This is a genomic window from Streptomyces vulcanius, from assembly GCF_042653945.1.
In the GTDB taxonomy this organism is placed as follows: domain Bacteria; phylum Actinomycetota; class Actinomycetes; order Streptomycetales; family Streptomycetaceae; genus Streptomyces; species Streptomyces mangrovi.
In genome coordinates this window covers 37,231-55,868 of sequence record NZ_JBHSFK010000018.1, presented here as the reverse complement: position 1 = coordinate 55,868, position 18,638 = coordinate 37,231, and the positions used below count along the sequence as shown (strand labels likewise).

The 18,638-nt window shown below is 69.2% G+C and carries 14 protein-coding genes; 12 read left to right on the top strand and 2 right to left on the bottom strand.

The features are described 5' to 3' along the window. Positions 1-28: 28 nt before the first annotated feature. From ACFPIH_RS26455 to ACFPIH_RS26400, 12 genes are all read left to right on the top strand, one after another. The gene (locus tag ACFPIH_RS26455) at positions 29-1,225 is read left to right on the top strand and encodes a phage tail protein (RefSeq protein ID WP_381176303.1); all 1,197 of its coding nucleotides are present in this window, start codon (positions 29-31) and stop codon (positions 1,223-1,225) included. Next, positions 1,222-2,487, top strand: coding sequence for a phage tail family protein (locus ACFPIH_RS26450; RefSeq protein ID WP_381176300.1), 1,266 nt, complete (start codon positions 1,222-1,224; stop codon positions 2,485-2,487). The genes ACFPIH_RS26455 and ACFPIH_RS26450 overlap by 4 nt, the downstream gene beginning before the upstream one ends. Positions 2,488-2,505: 18 nt before the next feature. Next, the gene (locus tag ACFPIH_RS26445) at positions 2,506-3,426 is read left to right on the top strand and encodes a phage distal tail protein (RefSeq protein ID WP_381176297.1); all 921 of its coding nucleotides are present in this window, start codon (positions 2,506-2,508) and stop codon (positions 3,424-3,426) included. 4 nt (positions 3,427-3,430) lie between these two features. Further along, positions 3,431-4,624, top strand: a complete 1,194-nt coding sequence (locus ACFPIH_RS26440) for a hypothetical protein (protein WP_381176294.1) — start codon at positions 3,431-3,433, stop codon at positions 4,622-4,624. Between the two features lie 40 nt (positions 4,625-4,664). Then, positions 4,665-5,870, top strand: coding sequence for a hypothetical protein (locus ACFPIH_RS26435; protein WP_381176291.1), 1,206 nt, complete (start codon positions 4,665-4,667; stop codon positions 5,868-5,870). 53 nt (positions 5,871-5,923) lie between these two features. Next, the gene (locus ACFPIH_RS26430) at positions 5,924-7,021 is read left to right on the top strand and encodes a hypothetical protein (protein ID WP_381176289.1); all 1,098 of its coding nucleotides are present in this window, start codon (positions 5,924-5,926) and stop codon (positions 7,019-7,021) included. Further along, complete coding sequence (locus ACFPIH_RS26425) at positions 7,018-8,160, top strand: hypothetical protein (protein WP_381176286.1); 1,143 nt, start codon at positions 7,018-7,020, stop codon at positions 8,158-8,160. Before ACFPIH_RS26430 ends, ACFPIH_RS26425 begins: the two co-directional genes overlap by 4 nt. Further along, positions 8,160-8,906: a hypothetical protein gene (locus tag ACFPIH_RS26420; protein WP_381176283.1), complete on the top strand. Its 747-nt coding sequence runs from the start codon at positions 8,160-8,162 to the stop codon at positions 8,904-8,906. The genes ACFPIH_RS26425 and ACFPIH_RS26420 overlap by 1 nt, the downstream gene beginning before the upstream one ends. Positions 8,907-8,917: 11 nt before the next feature. Then, on the top strand, positions 8,918-9,331 hold the full coding sequence (locus tag ACFPIH_RS26415) for a carbonic anhydrase family protein (RefSeq protein WP_381176280.1): 414 nt from the start codon (positions 8,918-8,920) through the stop codon (positions 9,329-9,331). A gap of 81 nt (positions 9,332-9,412) precedes the next feature. Further along, positions 9,413-10,282: a peptidoglycan-binding protein gene (locus tag ACFPIH_RS26410; RefSeq protein ID WP_381176277.1), complete on the top strand. Its 870-nt coding sequence runs from the start codon at positions 9,413-9,415 to the stop codon at positions 10,280-10,282. Between the two features lie 14 nt (positions 10,283-10,296). Then, a complete protein-coding gene (locus tag ACFPIH_RS26405; RefSeq protein ID WP_381176274.1) occupies positions 10,297-10,515 on the top strand; it encodes a hypothetical protein in 219 nt (72 codons plus the stop codon). Next, positions 10,512-10,766 carry a hypothetical protein gene (locus ACFPIH_RS26400; RefSeq protein WP_381176271.1) on the top strand — a complete coding sequence of 85 codons (255 nt, stop codon included), beginning with the start codon at positions 10,512-10,514 and terminating at the stop codon, positions 10,764-10,766. Before ACFPIH_RS26405 ends, ACFPIH_RS26400 begins: the two co-directional genes overlap by 4 nt. A gap of 67 nt (positions 10,767-10,833) precedes the next feature. Here the strand turns inward: ACFPIH_RS26400 and ACFPIH_RS26395 are convergent, their stop codons facing one another. Next, positions 10,834-14,733, bottom strand: a complete 3,900-nt coding sequence (locus ACFPIH_RS26395) for a DNA-directed RNA polymerase subunit beta' (protein WP_381176268.1) — start codon at positions 14,731-14,733, stop codon at positions 10,834-10,836. Between the two features lie 97 nt (positions 14,734-14,830). Beyond that, entirely contained in the window at positions 14,831-18,316 is a 3,486-nt protein-coding gene (gene rpoB, locus ACFPIH_RS26390; RefSeq protein ID WP_381176265.1) for a DNA-directed RNA polymerase subunit beta, read from the bottom strand. Between the last annotated feature and the right edge of the window lie 322 nt (positions 18,317-18,638).

The window sequence follows — 18,638 nt, the reverse complement described above, 5'->3', positions numbered from 1 at the left end:
CGTCCCCGATTTCAAGGATGTGGTGAATATGTCTTTGCTTCGATCTCTCGGCAGGGCGTCGTCGTCATTCAAGGATTTCAAGGACCGGGCCCAGGACGCCGGCCGGGCCACGGACGGACTGAAACAGAAGGCCGGCGGTGCGGAGGGCCAGCTCAAGCAGCTCAAGGGGGCGGCGCAGAGTTCGGGAAACGAGCTCAAGGGCCTCAAGACCGCCTCCGAGCAGGCTGAGAAGGCCATCGGTAAAGCCGGCAAGACCGGTTCCACCGCCGGTCAGAGTCTCGGGAAGTACGAGGCCGGGGCCGGTAAGGCGGCCAAGGGTCAGGACAAGATGAACAAGTCGATGAAGGGCAACTTCTTCGGCATGCTCATGAGTCTGCTCCAGCCGCTGATCGAGAAGGTCGTCGACATGGCGACCAGGTCGAAGACCATGCAGAAGGTCCTGCAGACCGCCTTCGGCGTCATCAAGTCCGTGATCGGCACCGTCATGAAGGCCATCGGGCCGATCATGAAGAACGCGGCGAAGCTGATCAAGTCGGTCTGGGACGGCATCAAGACGGCCGTCTCGAAGGTCGTCAAAGCCATCGCGACCGTCATCCAGACCTACGTCAACATCTGGAAGAAAGTCATCAGCACCGCGCTGAACGCGATCAAGTCGGTCGTCTCCGGCGTCTGGAAGGGCATCAAGGCCGTCATCTCGCCGGTCGTCAACTGGGTCAAGTCCGCGATCCCGGGCGCCTTCAAGGCCGTCAAGGACAAGCTGTCCAGCATCTGGGGCGGACTCAAGGGCATCGCGAGCCGTGCCTTCGACGGCATCAAGGACGCGGTGAAGGGCCCGATCAACGCCGTCATCGGCATCATCAACCGCGCGATCGGCGCCCTCAACGGCATCAAGGTCTCCATCCCCGGCTGGGTCCCCGGCGTCGGCGGCAAGTCCTTCGGCGTCAGCCTGCCGCGCATCCCCGCGCTGGCCACCGGCGGTGTCGTCCTGCCCCGCTCCGGCGGTGTCCCGGCGATCCTCGCCGAGGCCGGTGAGGCGGAGGCCGTCCTGCCGCTGAGCAAGCTCGACCGGCTGCTGCGGCGCGCCGCCGCCCAGGGCTCGGCGTACACCGGAGCCACCGGGGCCAGTGGCGGGGCCCTGCACATCGAGCACTACTACGCCGCCGAGACCAGCACCCCGCAGCGCACCGCCGACGCGCTGATGTTCCTGGCGAAGGCGCGCGGATGAGTACCGCGGCAGTGTCAGCCGATCCACTCGCCGGGATCGTGCCGGCCTTGAACTCCTTCCGGTCCCGGGTGGAGCAGAGCCTCGGCCCCGTACGCACGCTCAGCAGCCGCATCAAGGCTGCGGCCGACGGCACCGACCGTATCCGTACGGCAGCGGACCAGGCCGCCACCGCCGTACGCGGCACCAAGGCGAACGCCGACGCCGCCGCCCGCTCCGTCACCAAGGCCGGCCAGACCGCCACCGCCGCCGCGTCCGGCATCAGGAACGCCGGCGGCAAGAGCGCCACGAAGACCCTCCTCGGGCTCACGTCCTCCCTCGGCGGCGTCTTCGCCATCGTCGGCGCGCTGATCGAGGCCTCCGGCGTCCTGGGCGACATCATGGGCACCTTCGGCACCCTCATGACCATCGGCGCCGGCGTCATGCTGATCATCAACGCCCTCACCCGCGCCAACCCCATCGGCTTCGTCACCGGCCTCCTGCTCCCCGTCGCCGGCTGGCTGATCGAGCTCGCGCTGAACTCCGAGACCGGGCAACGGCTGATGGAGCAGCTCGCCACGCTCGTGCTGAAGTACGTCGAGGGGTATCTGACGATCCTGACCCCGGTCATCAAGGCCGTCGCGAGCGCCGTGAACACGTACGTCACCGGCTACCTCGGCCTGGTCACCACCGCGCTCTCCGCCGTCGGCGCCGTCGTCGGCACCGGCTTCGCCGTGCTGAACGCGCTGACCACCGGGGACACCAGGGCACTCAGCGGCAGGGTGTCGTCGGTCTGGCAGGGGTTCAAGGACGCGGTCAGGCCGGCGCTCACCTGGATCACCCAGGACATCCCCCGGATGTTCGGCCGGATCAAGGACGCGGCCTCGGGCACCCTGCGCGCGATGGGACAGTTCCTGACGACCGGCGCGCAGACCGTCGCCGGCGTCGTCAAGGGCCCGATCCAGGGGCTCGTCGCCTTCGCCAACTGGATCATCGACGGGCTCAACTCCCTGAGTTTCTCGTTCCTCGGCAAGAAGTTCGGCGTCCATCTCAACAAGATCCCGATGCTCGCCGAGGGAGGTGTCGCCGTCCCCGGCGCGACCCGCGCGGGCGGACGGGTGCTGCCGCCGAGCGCCCTGGAGCGACAGCGGTCCCTGGCACGCCGGCACCGGACCACGTCCCAACTCCCCCACCGCGTCAAGGAGTTCCACGAGAGCCGCAGCGCCGGCGCCCGCGGCACGGCGGAAGACCTCCTCTTCCTCGCCTCCGCCCACGCCTGCCCATGAGAGTGAGGTGACGGCCCCATGGCCGAGACCACGACAACCGCATACACCGACGACGTGCCACCCGGCTCACTCATCACCCGCGACGGGCAGATGCAGTGGGCCGGACTGCTGCTGGGCCCCGGCACCCCGTACGAGATCGACCGGGGCGGCCTCAGCGGCTGGGAGGACCTGCCGGAGTACGACTCCTCCGACGCCGACCACCCCACCGCGCACGGCGCCTGGCCCGGCGCCCGCTACGCCAAGCCCCGCAGGATCGGCGGCACGGTGTGGACGGTGCCCCCGCAGGGCGACACCGTCTCCTCCCTCACCGTCACCCGCGCCCTGCGCCAGGCCCTGCTCCTCGACGACCAGGAGCGCTGGCTCGCCGTCCGGCTGCACGGCGAGACACTGGCCGTACGCGCCCGGGTCAGCCAGCGGGTGCTGGCCGCCGACCGGACGTACACCACGCAGGGCGTCTCCCGGGCGTCCGTGCAGTGGTACGCCACCGACCCGCGCCGCTACTCGGTCACCGAGCGGACCGCGGTGACCGGTGCCCCGCAGCCCGAGAGCGGACTGACCTGGCCGCTGTACTGGCCGCTGTACTGGGGCCAGGCCACCTCCACCGGCGACGTCAACGCCGACAACGACGGCTCCGCGCCCACCCACCCGGTGCTCACCTTCAACGGCCCGTGCGCCAACCCGACCGTCACCGACCGGACCTCGGCCCTGCGGCTGCGCTACCAGATCGGGCTCGCCGCCGGTGACGAGCTCGTCGTCGACACCGCCGCGGGCACGGTCACCCTCAACGGCACCGCCTCCCGCCGGCACACCGCGGCCCCCGACAGCAGCCCCGAGGAGCTCTTCGCCTTCGCCCCGGGCCGCGCCCAACTGGCCTTCCGGCCCGACACCTACGACACCGGCGCCCGGATGACGGTGCGCTGGCGAGCAGCGGAGTGGTGATCACATGACTGTTCGAGCCGCCTGGCTCACCGAGACCGGCCAGACCCGTGAGGACACCCGCCTCACCCTGTCCGGGCTGCTGACCGTCAACGCCAACGCCGCCGAGAACCTCCCCCTCAAGTCGCGCGGCGGCATCGTCCCCGGCGGCTTCGCCCTCACCGGCGCCACCGGAAGCATGACGTTCACCATCGGCACCGGCCGCGCCTTCGTCCAGGGCGGCCGGATCAACCAGGGCGCCTACCCGGTCGCGGTCACCGAGCCCGAGACCCTGACCGTGCTCGACGGCGACGCCCAGTACGACCGCCTCGACCTGGTCGAACTCGTCGTACGGGACAGCGTCTACGACGGCACCGCGGCGACGGAGGCCCTGCTGCGGCTGGTGAAGGGCACGCCCTCGACCTCCCCGACGCTGCCCAACACCCCCGACGGCAGCGCCCTGCCGCTCTACCAGATCAGGGTGCCCAAGGGCGCCTCGGCCGGCGGCGGGGGACTCCTCTGGGAATCGGCCGTCACTCCTCTGCGCTACCCGACCGTCGCCCTGGGCGGAATCGTCCCGGCGGGCGGCTTCAGCGGCGCCTACCCCGGCCAGTACCGCGAGGAGTCGGGCGTCCTGCAGCGCTGGGACGGCACGGTCTGGGTGCCGTACCCGAAGTCGGCCGGCGGGATCGCGCCGTCCACTCCCCTGCTGGTCAGCGGCAGTTACGTCGGCCAGTACCGGGAGGACGCGGCGGGACAGCTGCAACGCTGGAACGGCAGCGCCTGGGTCTACGCGGAGGGCCGTACGACCCTCCTGCTCAGTGTGTCCCAGAGCACCGCGCAGTCGGTGTCCAGTGGCGTGTGGACGGCGATGAACCTGAACGTCACCGACGTCGACGACACGGCCGGCTGGGCCACCAACGTCTACACCGTGCCGCGCGCCGGATGGTGGCGGGTGGCCGGCGCCGTCACCTGGTTCACGGAGTCCACCTCCGGCACCCGTGGATCGCGCATCTACGTCAACGGTGCCGGTGTGCCCCGCGCCACCTGGCAGATCGGCGCAGGGCCGGGCGCGACCACCGTCGGCGGCACCGCCCTGCTGAAGCTGGCGGCCGGCGACAAGGTCGCCCTGTACGGCCTGCAGAGCTCGGGCACCACGATGACCACCCTCGGCGGCTCCGGCTACTACACCAGCCTGAACGCCGAGTGGCTCCGGTCCTGACCAACCCTCCTTTTCCTCCGCGACCACAGGAGACCAGCAGATGAACCTGCGCAGCTCATGGGTGGCCGAGACCGGCCAGACCCGCGAGGACACCCGACTGACCCAGCTGGGAGCCACCACCCCGGCCAACCCGCTGGACGTCCGCTCCGGCATCCTCCCCGGTTCCTACGACGGGCAGTACCGGCTGTCGGGCTTCTGGATGGAGGGCGGTACCGGCACCATGACCGCCACCGTCCACGAGGGCCGCGCCGTCGTCCAGGGCGACAGCAACCAGGGCGCGTACCCGGTCACCCTCTCCGAGCAGTTGACGCTCACCTTCGCCGACGGCGACGCGGCCCCCCGGATCGACGTCGTCGTCCTGCGGATCTACGACAACCAGTACGACGCCTCCGGCTTCACCAAGGCCGCCGTCGAGATCGTCCGGGGCACCCCGGCCGCGAGCCCGGAGGTGCCCGCGCTCCCCGCCATCGCGCTGCCGATCTACCAGGTCCCGATCGGGGCCGGCAGCAGCGCCGGCACCGGCGGCGTCAACTGGGCCGCCGCCCTCGACCTGCGCACCCCCACCGTCGCGGCCGGCGGCATCCTGCCCGTGGTCGGCGACACCGGGAACGGCGCCTACCCGGGCCAGTACCGCGACTCCGGCGGCGACCTCCAGCGCTGGGACGGCTCGGCCTGGGTCGGCTACCCGAGCGCCCTGGGCGGTATCGCCCCGGCCGGCGCGGTCACCACGGCCAGCTACACCGGCCAGTACCGCGACAGCGGCTCCGGGCTCCAGCGCTGGAACGGCACGGCCTGGACGGCGTACCAGCCGGTGCCCACCTGGACCAACTACACGCCCGTCTGGTACTCGTCCACGGGCACCGCTCCGGTGGTCGGCAACGGCAGCCTCAACGGCAGGTACGTCAAGCTCGGCACGCTCGTCCACGTCCGCGCCCGGCTGGCCATGGGGACGACGACCAACGTCGCCGCGCTGGACGCCGCCGGCGCCTGGTCCATCTCGATGCCGGTCCTCCCGGCCACCGGCTGGATGACCGACATCCTGCTGAACGTCGTCGGTTACAGCAGCATCAACGGCTTCCGCTTCTTCCAGGGGGCCGCCCAGCTGTCGACGGCCAACGGCGGCGTGGCCAATCGCATCACCACCACCTCGGGCACGGTCACGGCGAGCTGGACCAAGTCCGTGCCCTACACCTGGCAGGCCGGCGACGTCCTGTCGATCTGGGGCACCTACGAGTCCGCCACCTGATCCGACCGGCTCGGGCCCACTGAACCACCGCACCCCTCTCGGAAGGAACCGTCATGCCCGTACGCTCCGGATGGCTCTCCCCCGACGGCCAGTCCCGCGAGGACACCCGGCTCGTCTCGCTCGGCGCCCTCACCCCCGTCTCACCGGTCGCCACCCGCTCCGGCGTCCTGCCGGGCTCCGCCAGCGGCCTCTACCGCATCGCGGGCTTCACCCTCACCGGTACCGCCGGCACGATGACCGCCACGGTCAGCCCCGGCCGGGCCCTGATCCAGGGCACGGACGCCCAGGGCGCCTACCCGATCGCGCTCACCGAGTACCTGAACCTGGTCTTCGCCGACGGCGACCCCCTGCACGACCGCGTCGACCTCGTCGTACTGCGCGTCCACGACGACCAGTACGACGCCTCCGGACGCGCCGAGGCCGTCCTGGAGATCGTCAGGGGCGACGCGACCGCGGTGCCCGCCGTCCCGGCCCCGCCCGCGCTGTCCCTGCCGCTGTACCAGGTCACCGTGCCCAAGGGCGCGAGCGCAGGCACCACCGCCATCGACTGGAGCACCCTCGGCGACCGCCGTACGGCGACGGTCGGTGCCGGCGGCATCCTCCCGGTGTTCTCGGACACCACCGGCGGCTCCTACCCGGGCCAGTACCGGGACGTGAACGGGCAGTTGCAGCGCTGGTCCGGCACCGCGTGGACCGACTACCCGGTCCTGCCCACCTGGCAGAGCTGGACGCCGACCTGGGTCACCAGCACCGGATCGGCCACCCCCGCCTTCGGAAACGCCTCGCTGAGCTGCCGGTACGTCAAGTTCGGCACGACCGTGCACCTGAACTTCGCGATCACCTTCGGCAGCACCACCAGCTTCGGCTCCGGCGCCACCACCAACGACAACTGGCGCTTCTCACTGCCGGTGACCGCCGCCGCGGCCCGCCCGCTGATCGGCTTCGCCGAGCTCGCCGCCGGGGACGCCCCCAACCGCGCCACGGCCCGGGTCTACCTCGCCACCACCGGCGCCTTCGAGCTGATCCTCGCCTCGGGCCGGCCCACCGCCACCGCCTTCACCGCCACCGGCGGCCTGGACTCCCTCACCCCGTGGACCTGGGCCTCCGGCCACACCGTCATGGGCACCGCCACCTACGAGGCAGCCTCATGACGACGACCGTCAACACGCCGTACCGGGCGATCTTCTGCGACCTGCTCACCGACCGCACCATCGACATCCTGCCGCTGCGCGACGTCACCGTGGACGACTACATCGGCAAGGCCGGGTCGCTCTCCGGCACCGTCCCGGTGCCCGACACGGCGATGGCCACCCGGGTCCGCCGGATCGAGGAGGGCCGCACCGCGGTCTACCTCCAGCGCGGCAACGACCTGTGGTGGGGCGGCATCATCTGGACGTCCACCCTGCAGAGCGACGACCGCGGCGTCCTCACCCTCGGCATCCAGGCCGCCACCTTCGAGTCGTACGCCGGCCGCCGCCGGATCCGCGACGACCTCGACCTCCAGGACGTGGACCAGCTGGCGGTGGCCCGCAAACTGTGGGAGCACCTCCAGACCGGCAGGTTCGCCGACGGGAGCGGGCCCACCCTGGCCGGCGGGGACATCGGGGTGAGCTACGGCTACGAGACCTCCGACGAGACCCGCTCGGTCGCGTACCGCAACGGCGACGAGACGGTCTACCTGGAGGCGCTGGACGCGCTCGCCGCCCTGGAGAACGGCTTCGAGCACCACATCGCCGTCTACCGCGACCCGGTCAGCGGCGAACGGGTGCGCCGGCTGCGACTGGGCAGCCCGAAGATCTCCATCGGCACCACCGACCTGGTGATGGACCGGCCCGGCTCGATCCTGTCGTACGTCTTCCCGCGCGACGCCACCCGCGGCGGCACCACCGCCCGGGCCCGCGGCGCCACCGACAACACCAACCAGGCGGCCGAGTCCCGGCCCCTGTACGCCGACGCCACCGTCCCCGTGGGCGACACCCTGATCGGCGCCGGCTACCCGCGCATCGACCTGACCTCGGACCACAACGACGTCGCCAGCGTCCCGGTCCTGCTGTCCCTGGCCAACGCCGAACTCACCGAGGGCGTCGGTGCGGTGGTGATCCCCGAGATCAGCGTCCGCCTCGACGACCTGGTGCCGCCCGCGCTCCTGGGCCGCACCGTCCGGCTGCGGATCACCGACGAGTGGTGGACCGAGGGCCTCGACGCCCGCTACCGGATCGTCGGCGTCAAGGTCAGCCCGGGACAGCGGGGCCGCCCCGACACCGCCGAGCTCTACCTGGAGGAGGTCTGATGCCACAGCTCCCCGAGGACATCATCGACCGGCTCACCCAGATGGAACGCCGGATCCAGCAGCTGTCCACCGCCGTCAACACCCGGCCCGCGCTCAACACCATCACCGGCGGCGAGGTCGAGATCAGCGACGGCACCCTGAAGGTCACCGACGGCGGCACCCTGCTAGTACAGCGGCCGGGCAGCACCGGGGCGATGTTCCGGGTCGGCTCGTGGAAGGACGACGAGTACGGCCTGGAGATCCACCGCCAGACCGGCAGCCTCGCCCTGTCCCTGTTCAACGGCGTGGGCACCTCGACCGCGCTCCAGCCGCTGCGGATCTACGACAACGCGAGCCGGGAGATCATCTCCGACGACGTCAACAGCGGCGGCCTGGCCCGGCCCTGGCTCACCATGCTGCCCCCGCAGGACGCCACACCGGCACGCTGGCCGCAGACCGCCGCGACGTCCTGGACGACGATCGCGCTGTCCTACAACCCGGTCTGGCAGCCCAAGCTGCGGCTCAAGCTGAGCACCGCGGCCAGCTCCGGCGGGGCCGGTCAGGTCCGGGTGCTGGTCGCCGGCGTCCAGTGGGGTCCCGCCGTCTCCGCGGGCACCGAGTTCGATTACACCGACCTGGTCAGCAGCGACTTCGGCACGGTCTTCGGCCCCGACGCCGCCAACCCCCTCAAGGTCGAAATCCAGGCCATCGCGACGACCGGCACCGTCTACGCGACCCCGGTCCTCATGTACGGCCGCCAGACCTAGGAAGGCATCCCATGGACATCGATCCCACCCAGCCCTGGGGCATCGCGATCGACTACGCCGGCCGGGCCACCGTCACGGAGGCCGGCCACACCATCCACGTCAACGTCTACGACACCAGCGACAGTTCCGTCCTCACGCCCGACCCGGTCACCGGCATCTACCCGCCCGTCCAGGTCTCCGCCACGTTCTCCGAGGCGGGTGCCGGCGGCGCCGTCCTGTACGCCCGCGGCGACCTCCTCATCGGGCCGGTCGGCACGGACCCGGTCGTCCCCGACCCGACGGCGGTCCAGCGGGCGGTGGCCGCGGCCCTGGCCGACTTCCGGTCCAGGGTGACGGCCTACGCGGCACTGTGCGCCGCATGGCCGGCGGAAGAGCCGGAAGAGCCGGAGGAGGGCGAGCCGGAAGAGGGCGACACCTCCGGCTGACGCCCCCGCGAGCCCCACCCGTACCCCGAGCCGCCCCGGCGGCCGGGGTTTTTTCACGAACTCCCCAGGGAGGCACCACCCATGGCCAACCCCCTCTCCGCCGACGCCCTCGTAGCCGCCCTGAAGGCCGAGGGCGTCACCGTCGTCGAGCACACCGGCTGGCGCACCCACAACCGCAACCACAAAGGCAGTTGGGGCCCGGTCAACGGCGTGATCATCCATCACACCGTCACCTCCGGCACCAGCGGCTCCGTCGCGATGTGCTTCAACGGCTACACCGCCCTGCCCGGCCCCCTCTGCCACGGCGTCATCGCCAAGGACGGCACCGTCCACCTCGTCGGCAACGGCCGCGCCAACCACGCCGGCAGCGGCGACGGCGACGTCCTCAGAGCCGTGATCGCCGAGAAGGCGCTGCCCGCGCCCGACGAGAACGACACCGACGGCAACGTCCACTTCTACGGCTTCGAGTGCGTCAACCTCGGCAACGGCAAGGATCCCTGGCCCGAGGTCCAGCTGGAGGCCATGGTCCGGGCGTCCGCCGCGCTGTGCCGGGCGCACGGCTGGAGCGCCCACTCCGTGATCGGCCACAAGGAGTGGACCAACACCAAGATCGACCCGCGGGGTTTCGCGATGACCGACTTCCGGGCCCGGGTCGCCACCCGCCTCGGCAAGAAGGTCACGACGTCCCCGGGAACCCCCGCCCACCAGCCCTTCCCGGGCGCCGAGTGGTTCCGGAAGAAGCCGAAGTCGGCGGTCGTCACCGCGATGGGCAAGCGCCTGGTCGCGGTCGGCTGCTCCGCCTACGCCTCAGGACCCGGCCCCCAGTGGACCGAGGCCGACCGGCTCTCCTACGCCAAGTGGCAGCGCAGGCTCGGCTACACCGGCTCCGACGCCGACGGCTGGCCCGGCGCCAAGTCCTGGGCGGCACTGAAGGTCCCCTACAGCTCCTGAGAAAGGAGGCCCTCGTGTCAGAGGCCGCCAAGCGGACCCTCCGCACCGTAGTCCAGACCGCTGTCGGCCTGTGCGTCCTGCTGCCGACGGTCGTCGACTCCGTCGGCATCTCCAGGACACTCCCCTGGGTGGCCGGCGCCCTCGCCGTCGCCGCGGCCGTGACCCGGGTCATGGCCCTGCCCGGCGTCCAGGCCCTGCTGCCCGCCTGGCTGCGCACCGGGGGTGACGGATGACGCCCCCGGAACAACGCGACGTCGCACTCGAGCTGGAACGCCTGCGCGGCACCGTGGAGGCCGGTTTCGCCCGCGTCGACGGCTCGCTCGCCCTGCTGGTGCAGCGCAGCGACCAGATCGACAAGCAGCTCGCCGACCACGAACAGCGGCTTGACTCCCTGGAGCGCTCCCGCTGGCCGCTGGCGAGCATCGGCGCCCTGGCCGCGCTCACCACGGCCGCCGTGGCCGCCGTGGAACTCACCGGACGCTGAACCACACGCCGAAGGGCGGTCACCCCGTACGAAACGGGGTGACCGCCCTTCAACTCATTTCACCGGCTCACTGGTTGTACGGACCGTAGTCGTAGTCCTCCAGCGGAACGGCCTGGCCGGAGCCCGTGCCGAACGGCGAGTAGTCGATGTCGTCGTAGCCGACGGCCGAGTACATCGCGGCCTTCGCCTCCTCGGTCGGCTCGACCCGGATGTTGCGGTAGCGGGACAGACCCGTACCGGCCGGGATGAGCTTACCGATGATGACGTTCTCCTTGAGGCCGATGAGGCTGTCGGACTTGGCGTTGATCGCCGCGTCCGTCAGCACTCGGGTCGTCTCCTGGAAGGAGGCGGCCGACAGCCAGGACTCCGTCGCCAGCGAGGCCTTGGTGATACCCATCAGCTGCGGACGACCGGAGGCCGGGTGACCGCCCTCCTGGACCACACGACGGTTCTCGGTCTCGAACTTCGAGCGCTCGACCAGCTCGCCGGGCAGCAGCTCCGCGTCGCCCGACTCGATGATCGTCACCCGGCGCAGCATCTGCCGGATGATGATCTCGATGTGCTTGTCGTGGATCGACACACCCTGCGAGTTGTAGACCTTCTGGACCTCGCCGACCAGGTGGACCTGGACGGCACGCTGGCCCAGAATGCGCAGCACGTCGTGCGGGTTGGTGGCACCCACGGTGAGCTTCTGGCCCACCTGGACGTGCTCGCCCTCGCTGACCAGGAGCCGGGCGCGCTTCGAGATCGGGAACGCCGTCTCGTCGCTGCCGTCGTCCGGGGTGATGACGAGCTTCTTGGTCTTCTCGGTCTCCTCGATCCGCACGCGGCCCTGGGCCTCGGAGATCGGGGCGACACCCTTCGGGGTACGAGCCTCGAAGAGCTCGACGACACGCGGCAGACCCTGGGTGATGTCGTCACCGGCCACACCACCGGTGTGGAAGGTACGCATCGTCAGCTGGGTACCGGGCTCACCGATGGACTGGGCGGCGATGATGCCGACCGCCTCACCGATGTCGACCAGCTTGCCGGTGGCCAGCGAGCGGCCGTAGCACATGGCGCAGGTGCCGACCTGGGACTCACAGGTCAGGATCGAGCGGGTCTTGACCTCCTCGACACCGTGGCGCACCAGCTGGTCGATGAGCACGTCGCCCAGGTCCACGTTGGCCGGCGCGATCACCTTGCCGTCGATGACGACGTCCTCGGCGAGCATGCGGGCGTAGACGCTGGTCTCGACGTCGTCCGTCTTGCGCAGGACGCCGTCCTCGCCGCGGATCGCGATCTTCAGCTTCAGACCGCGCTCGGTGCCGCAGTCCTCCTCGCGGATGATGACGTCCTGCGAGACGTCCACCAGACGACGGGTGAGGTAACCCGAGTCGGCGGTACGCAGGGCGGTGTCCGCGAGACCCTTACGGGCACCGTGGGTGGAGATGAAGTACTCCAGCACGGAGAGGCCTTCACGGAAGGACGCCTTGATGGGACGCGGAATCGTCTCGTTCTTGGCGTTCGACACCAGACCGCGCATACCGGCGATCTGACGCATCTGCATCATGTTTCCGCGAGCACCCGAGTTGACCATCATGGAGACCGGGTTGGTCTTCGGGAAGTTCGCGTTCATCGCCTCGGCGACCTCGTTGGTCGCCTTGGTCCAGATCGCGATGAGCTCCTGAGTGCGCTCTTCCTTGGTGATCAGACCGCGCTCGTACTGCTTCTGGACCTTCTCGTCCTGCGCCTCGTAACCCTTGACGATCTCCTTCTTCGCCTCGGGAACGACGACGTCGGAGATGGCCACGGTGACACCGGAACGGGTCGCCCAGAAGAAGCCGGACGCCTTCAGGTTGTCGAGCGTCGCCGCCACGATGACCTTGGGGTACCGCTCGGCGAGGTCGTTGACGATCTCGGAGAGCTGCTTCTTGCCGACCTCGTAGTCGACGAACGGGTAGTCCTCGGGCAGCAGCTCGTTGAAGAGCGCGCGGCCCAGGGTGGTGTTCAGGCGGAACGAGTCCCCCTGCTGCCACTCCGGCTCGCCCTCCTCCTGGGCCGGCGGGGTCCAGCCGCGCGGCGGGATGGTGCCCACCGGGAAGCGGATGTCCACGCGCGACTGGAGCGACAGCTCACCCGCGTCGAACGCCATGATCGCCTCGGCGACGGACGCGAAGTTGCGGCCCTCGCCCTTGACGTCACGCATCTCGCCGTCGGTGGTGAGGAAGAACAGACCGAGGACCATGTCCTGGGTCGGCATCGTCACCGGACGGCCGTCGGCGGGCTTGAGGATGTTGTTCGAGGACAGCATCAGGATGCGGGCCTCGGCCTGCGCCTCCGCGGAGAGCGGCAGGTGGACGGCCATCTGGTCGCCGTCGAAGTCCGCGTTGAACGCGGTGCAGACGAGCGGGTGGATCTGGATGGCCTTGCCCTCGACCAGCTGCGGCTCGAAGGCCTGGATGCCGAGGCGGTGCAGGGTGGGCGCACGGTTCAGCAGCACCGGGTGCTCGGCGATGACCTCTTCGAGGACGTCGTACACCACGGTCCGGCCGCGCTCGACCATCCGCTTGGCGGACTTGATGTTCTGCGCGTGGTTGAGGTCCACGAGCCGCTTCATGACGAACGGCTTGAAGAGCTCGAGCGCCATCGCCTTCGGCAGACCGCACTGGTGCAGCTTCAGCTGCGGACCGACGACGATCACGGAACGCGCGGAGTAGTCCACACGCTTGCCGAGCAGGTTCTGACGGAAACGGCCCTGCTTGCCCTTCAGCATGTCGCTGAGGGACTTCAGCGGACGGTTACCGGGACCGGTGACCGGGCGACCACGACGACCGTTGTCGAAGAGGGCGTCGACGGCCTCCTGGAGCATGCGCTTCTCGTTGTTGACGATGATCTCGGGCGCACCGAGGTCGAGAAGCCGCTTCAGACGGTTGTTCCGGTTGATCACCCGGCGGTACAGGTCGTTCAGGTCGGAGGTCGCGAAGCGGCCACCGTCCAGCTGCACCATCGGACGCAGGTCCGGCGGGATGACCGGCACGCAGTCAAGGACCATGCCCTTGGGGCTGTTGCTGGTCTGCAGGAACGCGGAGACGACCTTCAGGCGCTTGAGCGCACGGGTCTTCTTCTGGCCCTTGCCGGTGCGGATGATCTCGCGGAGGCGCTCGGCCTCCTCGTCGAGGTCGAAGGACTCCAGGCGCTTCTGCAGCGCCGCGGCACCCATCGAACCGTCGAAGTACGTGCCGAAGCGGTCCCGCAGCTCGCGGTAGAGCAGCTCGTCGCCCTCCAGGTCCTGGACCTTGAGGTTCTTGAAGCGGGTCCACACCTCGTCGAGACGGTCGATCTCGCGCTGCGAACGGTCGCGCAGCTGCTTCATCTCCCGCTCGGCACCTTCGCGCACCTTGCGGCGTACGTCGGCCTTGGCGCCCTCGGCCTCCAGCTCGGCCAGGTCGGTCTCGAGCTTCTTGGCGCGGGCCTCCAGGTCGGCGTCCCGGCGGTTCTCGACCTGCTGGCGCTCCACGGAGACATGCGCCTCCAGGGAGGGCAGGTCACGCGTACGGCGCTCCTCGTCGACGAACGTGATCATGTACGCCGCGAAGTAGATGACCTTCTCGAGGTCCTTGGGAGCCAGGTCGAGCAGATAACCCAGCCGGCTCGGCACACCCTTGAAGTACCAGATGTGCGTGACGGGCGCGGCAAGCTCGATGTGGCCCATCCGCTCACGGCGCACCTTGGCGCGCGTGACCTCGACGCCACAGCGCTCACAGATGATGCCCTTGAAGCGAACGCGCTTGTACTTGCCGCAGTAGCACTCCCAGTCCCGGGTCGGACCGAAGATCTTCTCGCAGAAGAGTCCGTCCTTTTCGGGCTTGAGGGTGCGGTAGTTGATGGTCTCGGGCTTCTTGACCTCGCCGTGGCTCCACTGACGGATGTCGTCAGCGGTTGCCAGACCGATCCGGAGCTCATCGAAGAAGTTGACGTCGAGCACTATGCGTCAATCCCTCTCAGGGTTGTAAGTCTTTGGTCTGAAACGGGGGCCTGGGGGTCGGCGGGGCGCTGATCGCGCAGGCCCCGCCGGACTCCCGTCAGACCTCTTCGACGCTGCTCGGCTCACGCCGGGACAGGTCGATGCCGAGCTCCTCCGCTGCGCGGAAGACGTCCTCGTCGGTGTCACGCATCTCGATGGACATGCCGTCGCTGGACAGCACCTCCACGTTCAGGCAGAGCGACTGCATCTCCTTGATGAGCACCTTGAAGGACTCGGGGATGCCGGGCTCGGGGATGTTCTCGCCCTTGACGATGGCCTCGTAGACCTTCACGCGGCCGGTGACGTCGTCGGACTTGATGGTCAGCAGCTCCTGGAGGGCGTAGGCGGCGCCGTACGCCTCCAGCGCCCACACCTCCATCTCGCCGAACCGCTGGCCACCGAACTGGGCCTTACCACCCAGCGGCTGCTGGGTGATCATCGAGTAGGGGCCGGTCGAACGGGCGTGCAGCTTGTCGTCGACCAGGTGGTGGAGCTTCAGGATGTACATGTAGCCGACCGAGATCGGCTCCGGGAACGGTTCGCCGGAGCGGCCGTCGAACAGCGGCGCCTTGCCGGTCGGGAGCACCATGCGCTCGCCGTCGCGGTTCGGGATCGTGTGCTGGAGGAGACCGGCCAGCTCGTCCTCACGCGCACCGTCGAAGACCGGGGTGGCGACGTTGGTGCCCGGGGCGACCTCGTCGGCACCGATGGCCTGGAGGCGCTGCGCCCAGTCGTCGGCGAGACCGGAGACGTCCCAGCCGCGGCTGGCGAGCCAGCCGAGGTGGATCTCCAGCACCTGTCCCGGGTTCATTCGGGACGGCACACCGAGCGGGTTGAGGATGATGTCGACCGGGGTCCCGTCCTCGAGGAACGGCATGTCCTCGATGGGCAGGATCTTGGAGATGACACCCTTGTTGCCGTGGCGGCCGGCGAGCTTGTCACCGTCCGTGATCTTGCGCTTCTGCGCCACGTAGACACGAACCAGCTGGTTCACGCCCGGCGGCAGCTCGTCGCCCTCTTCACGGTCGAAGACGCGGACGCCGATGACCTTGCCGATCTCGCCGTGCGGCACCTTCAGCGAGGTGTCACGGACCTCACGGGCCTTCTCACCGAAGATCGCGCGCAGCAGGCGCTCCTCCGGCGTCAGCTCGGTCTCACCCTTGGGCGTGACCTTGCCGACCAGGATGTCGCCGGCGACGACCTCGGCACCGATGCGGATGATGCCGCGCTCGTCGAGGTCGGCGAGGACCTCCTCGGAGACGTTCGGGATGTCCCGGGTGATCTCCTCGGGGCCGAGCTTGGTGTCACGGGCGTCGACCTCGTGCTCCTCGATGTGGATCGAGGAGAGGACGTCGTCCTGCACGAGGCGCTGCGACAGGATGATCGCGTCCTCGTAGTTGTGACCCTCCCACGGCATGAACGCCACGAGCAGGTTCTTGCCGAGGGCCATCTCGCCGTTCTCGGTGGCCGGACCGTCGGCCAGGACCTGGCCCTCGATGATCCGGTCGCCCTCGTTGACGATGACCTTCTGGTTGACCGAGGTGCCCTGGTTGGAGCGGGCGAACTTGGCCAGGCGGTACGTGATGTACGTGCCGTCGTCGTTCGCGGTGGTGATGTAGTCCGCGGAGACCTCCTGGACCACACCCGCCTTCTCGGCCTTGACCACGTCGCCGGCGTCGACGGCGGAGCGGTACTCCATGCCGGTGCCGACGAGCGGGGACTCGGACTTGATGAGCGGCACGGCCTGACGCATCATGTTCGCGCCCATGAGGGCACGGTTGGCGTCGTCGTGCTCGAGGAACGGGATCATGGCGGTCGCGACCGACACCATCTGGCGCGGCGAGACGTCCATGTAGTCGACGTCGTCACCGGCGACGTAGTCGACCTCGCCGCCACGGCGGCGGACCAGCACGCGGGACTCGGCGAACCGCAGTTCGTCGGTCAGCGGCGCGTTGGCCTGCGCGATGACGAAGCGGTCCTCCTCGTCGGCGGTCAGGTAGTCGACGTCGTCGGTGACGACGCCCTCGACGACCTTGCGGTACGGCGTCTCGATGAAACCGAACGCGTTGACCCGCCCGTAGGAGGCCAGCGAGCCGATCAGACCGATGTTCGGGCCTTCCGGCGTCTCGATCGGGCACATCCGGCCGTAGTGCGAGGGGTGCACGTCACGGACCTCGAAGCCGGCCCGCTCACGGGAGAGACCACCCGGGCCGAGCGCGTTGAGACGACGCTTGTGCGTCAGACCCGACAGCGGGTTGTTCTGGTCCATGAACTGGGACAGCTGGCTGGTGCCGAAGAACTCCTTGATGGAGGCGACGACCGGCCGGATGTTGATCAGGGTCTGCGGCGTGATCGCCTCGACGTCCTGGGTGGTCATGCGCTCACGCACGACACGCTCCATACGGGCGAGACCCGTACGGACCTGGTTCTGGATCAGCTCGCCGACGCTGCGGATACGGCGGTTGCCGAAGTGGTCGATGTCGTCCGTCTCGACCATGATCGAGCGACCGGACTCGCCGACCGTCTCGGTCTCGCCGGCGTGCAGCTTGACCAGGTACTTGATGGTGGCGATGACGTCGTCGGTGGTGAGCACACCGGCGTCCAGCGGCTCGTCCGCGCCGAGCTTCTTGTTGACCTTGTAGCGGCCGACCTTCGCCAGGTCGTAGCGCTTGGGGTTGAAGTAGAGGTTCTCGAGCAGCGTCTGCGCGGCCTCACGCGTGGGGGGCTCGCCCGGACGCAGCTTGCGGTAGATGTCGAGCAGCGCGTCGTCCTGGCCCTGGGTGTGGTCCTTCTCCAGGGTGGCGCGCATGGACTCGTACTCGCCGAACTCCTCGAGGATCTGCTCGGTGGTCCAGCCGAGCGCCTTCAGGAGGACGGTCACGGACTGCTTGCGCTTGCGGTCGATACGGACACCGACCATGTCGCGCTTGTCGATCTCCATCTCCAGCCAGGCACCCCGGGACGGGATGATCTTGGCGGAGAAGATGTCCTTGTCGGACGTCTTGTCGATCGAGGAGTCGAAGTAGACACCGGGCGAGCGGACCAGCTGCGACACGACGACACGCTCGGTGCCGTTGATGACGAAGGTGCCCTTGCCCGTCATGAGCGGGAAGTCGCCCATGAAGACCGTCTGGGACTTGATCTCGCCGGTCTCGTTGTTGGTGAACTCTGCCGTCACGAAGAGCGGAGCCGCGTACGTGAAGTCGCGCTCCTTGCACTCGTCGATGCTGTTCTTCGGCGGCTCGAAACGGTGGTCGCGGAAGGTCAGCGACATCGACCCGGAGAAGTCCTCGATCGGGGAGATCTCCTCGAAGATCTCTTCGAGGCCGGACTTGGTGGGGACGTCCTGACCGTTCTCCAGAGCCTCCTCCACCCGACTCTGCCAGGCGGTGTTGCCGAGCAGCCAGTCAAAGCTCTCGGTCTGCAGCGCGAGCAGGTTGGGAACCTCGAGAGGCTCACGGATCTTTGCAAAGGAGATGCGCAGCGGGGCGGTGCTGGCGCCGTTGTTCGTATTCGCGATCGAGGCGTTGCGCGAGGCGGCCAAGAGGGGGTCCTTCCGAGGGCTCGGACTCACTACGCGCGTACCGGCCCCTCTCTTGCGCACAGAGACAGAAACCCCAGCTCAGGGGCTCTTCGGTCGTCGGTGCTCAAGGGAGGACAGACCCCTGGTGACGGACAGGGGACAGCTAACAGGCAGCGCAAAGGGTCAGTGTAGCCACTTGGCACACTGATGTCCAGTCCCGTTTTTCAGAGACCCTCGTCGTCCTCAACGCCTGCGCCATCCCCTACCTTCAACGCACGTTGATACTGCCCTCTTCGCCGTCGATCCATGCCTCGGATTCGGATCCTTGTGACGACGCGTCCTG

Excerpts from the sequence above, each read along its gene's own strand:
- ACFPIH_RS26455 (WP_381176303.1), top strand. The coding sequence starts at position 29 with ATGTCTTTGCTTCGATCTCTCGGCAGGGCGTCGTCGTCATTCAAGGAT.
- ACFPIH_RS26450 (WP_381176300.1), top strand. The coding sequence starts at position 1,222 with ATGAGTACCGCGGCAGTGTCAGCCGATCCACTCGCCGGGATCGTGCCG.
- ACFPIH_RS26445 (WP_381176297.1), top strand. The coding sequence starts at position 2,506 with ATGGCCGAGACCACGACAACCGCATACACCGACGACGTGCCACCCGGC.
- ACFPIH_RS26440 (WP_381176294.1), top strand. The coding sequence starts at position 3,431 with ATGACTGTTCGAGCCGCCTGGCTCACCGAGACCGGCCAGACCCGTGAG.
- ACFPIH_RS26435 (WP_381176291.1), top strand. The coding sequence starts at position 4,665 with ATGAACCTGCGCAGCTCATGGGTGGCCGAGACCGGCCAGACCCGCGAG.
- ACFPIH_RS26430 (WP_381176289.1), top strand. The coding sequence starts at position 5,924 with ATGCCCGTACGCTCCGGATGGCTCTCCCCCGACGGCCAGTCCCGCGAG.
- ACFPIH_RS26425 (WP_381176286.1), top strand. The coding sequence starts at position 7,018 with ATGACGACGACCGTCAACACGCCGTACCGGGCGATCTTCTGCGACCTG.
- ACFPIH_RS26420 (WP_381176283.1), top strand. The coding sequence starts at position 8,160 with ATGCCACAGCTCCCCGAGGACATCATCGACCGGCTCACCCAGATGGAA.
- ACFPIH_RS26415 (WP_381176280.1), top strand. The coding sequence starts at position 8,918 with ATGGACATCGATCCCACCCAGCCCTGGGGCATCGCGATCGACTACGCC.
- ACFPIH_RS26410 (WP_381176277.1), top strand. The coding sequence starts at position 9,413 with ATGGCCAACCCCCTCTCCGCCGACGCCCTCGTAGCCGCCCTGAAGGCC.
- ACFPIH_RS26400 (WP_381176271.1), top strand. The coding sequence starts at position 10,512 with ATGACGCCCCCGGAACAACGCGACGTCGCACTCGAGCTGGAACGCCTG.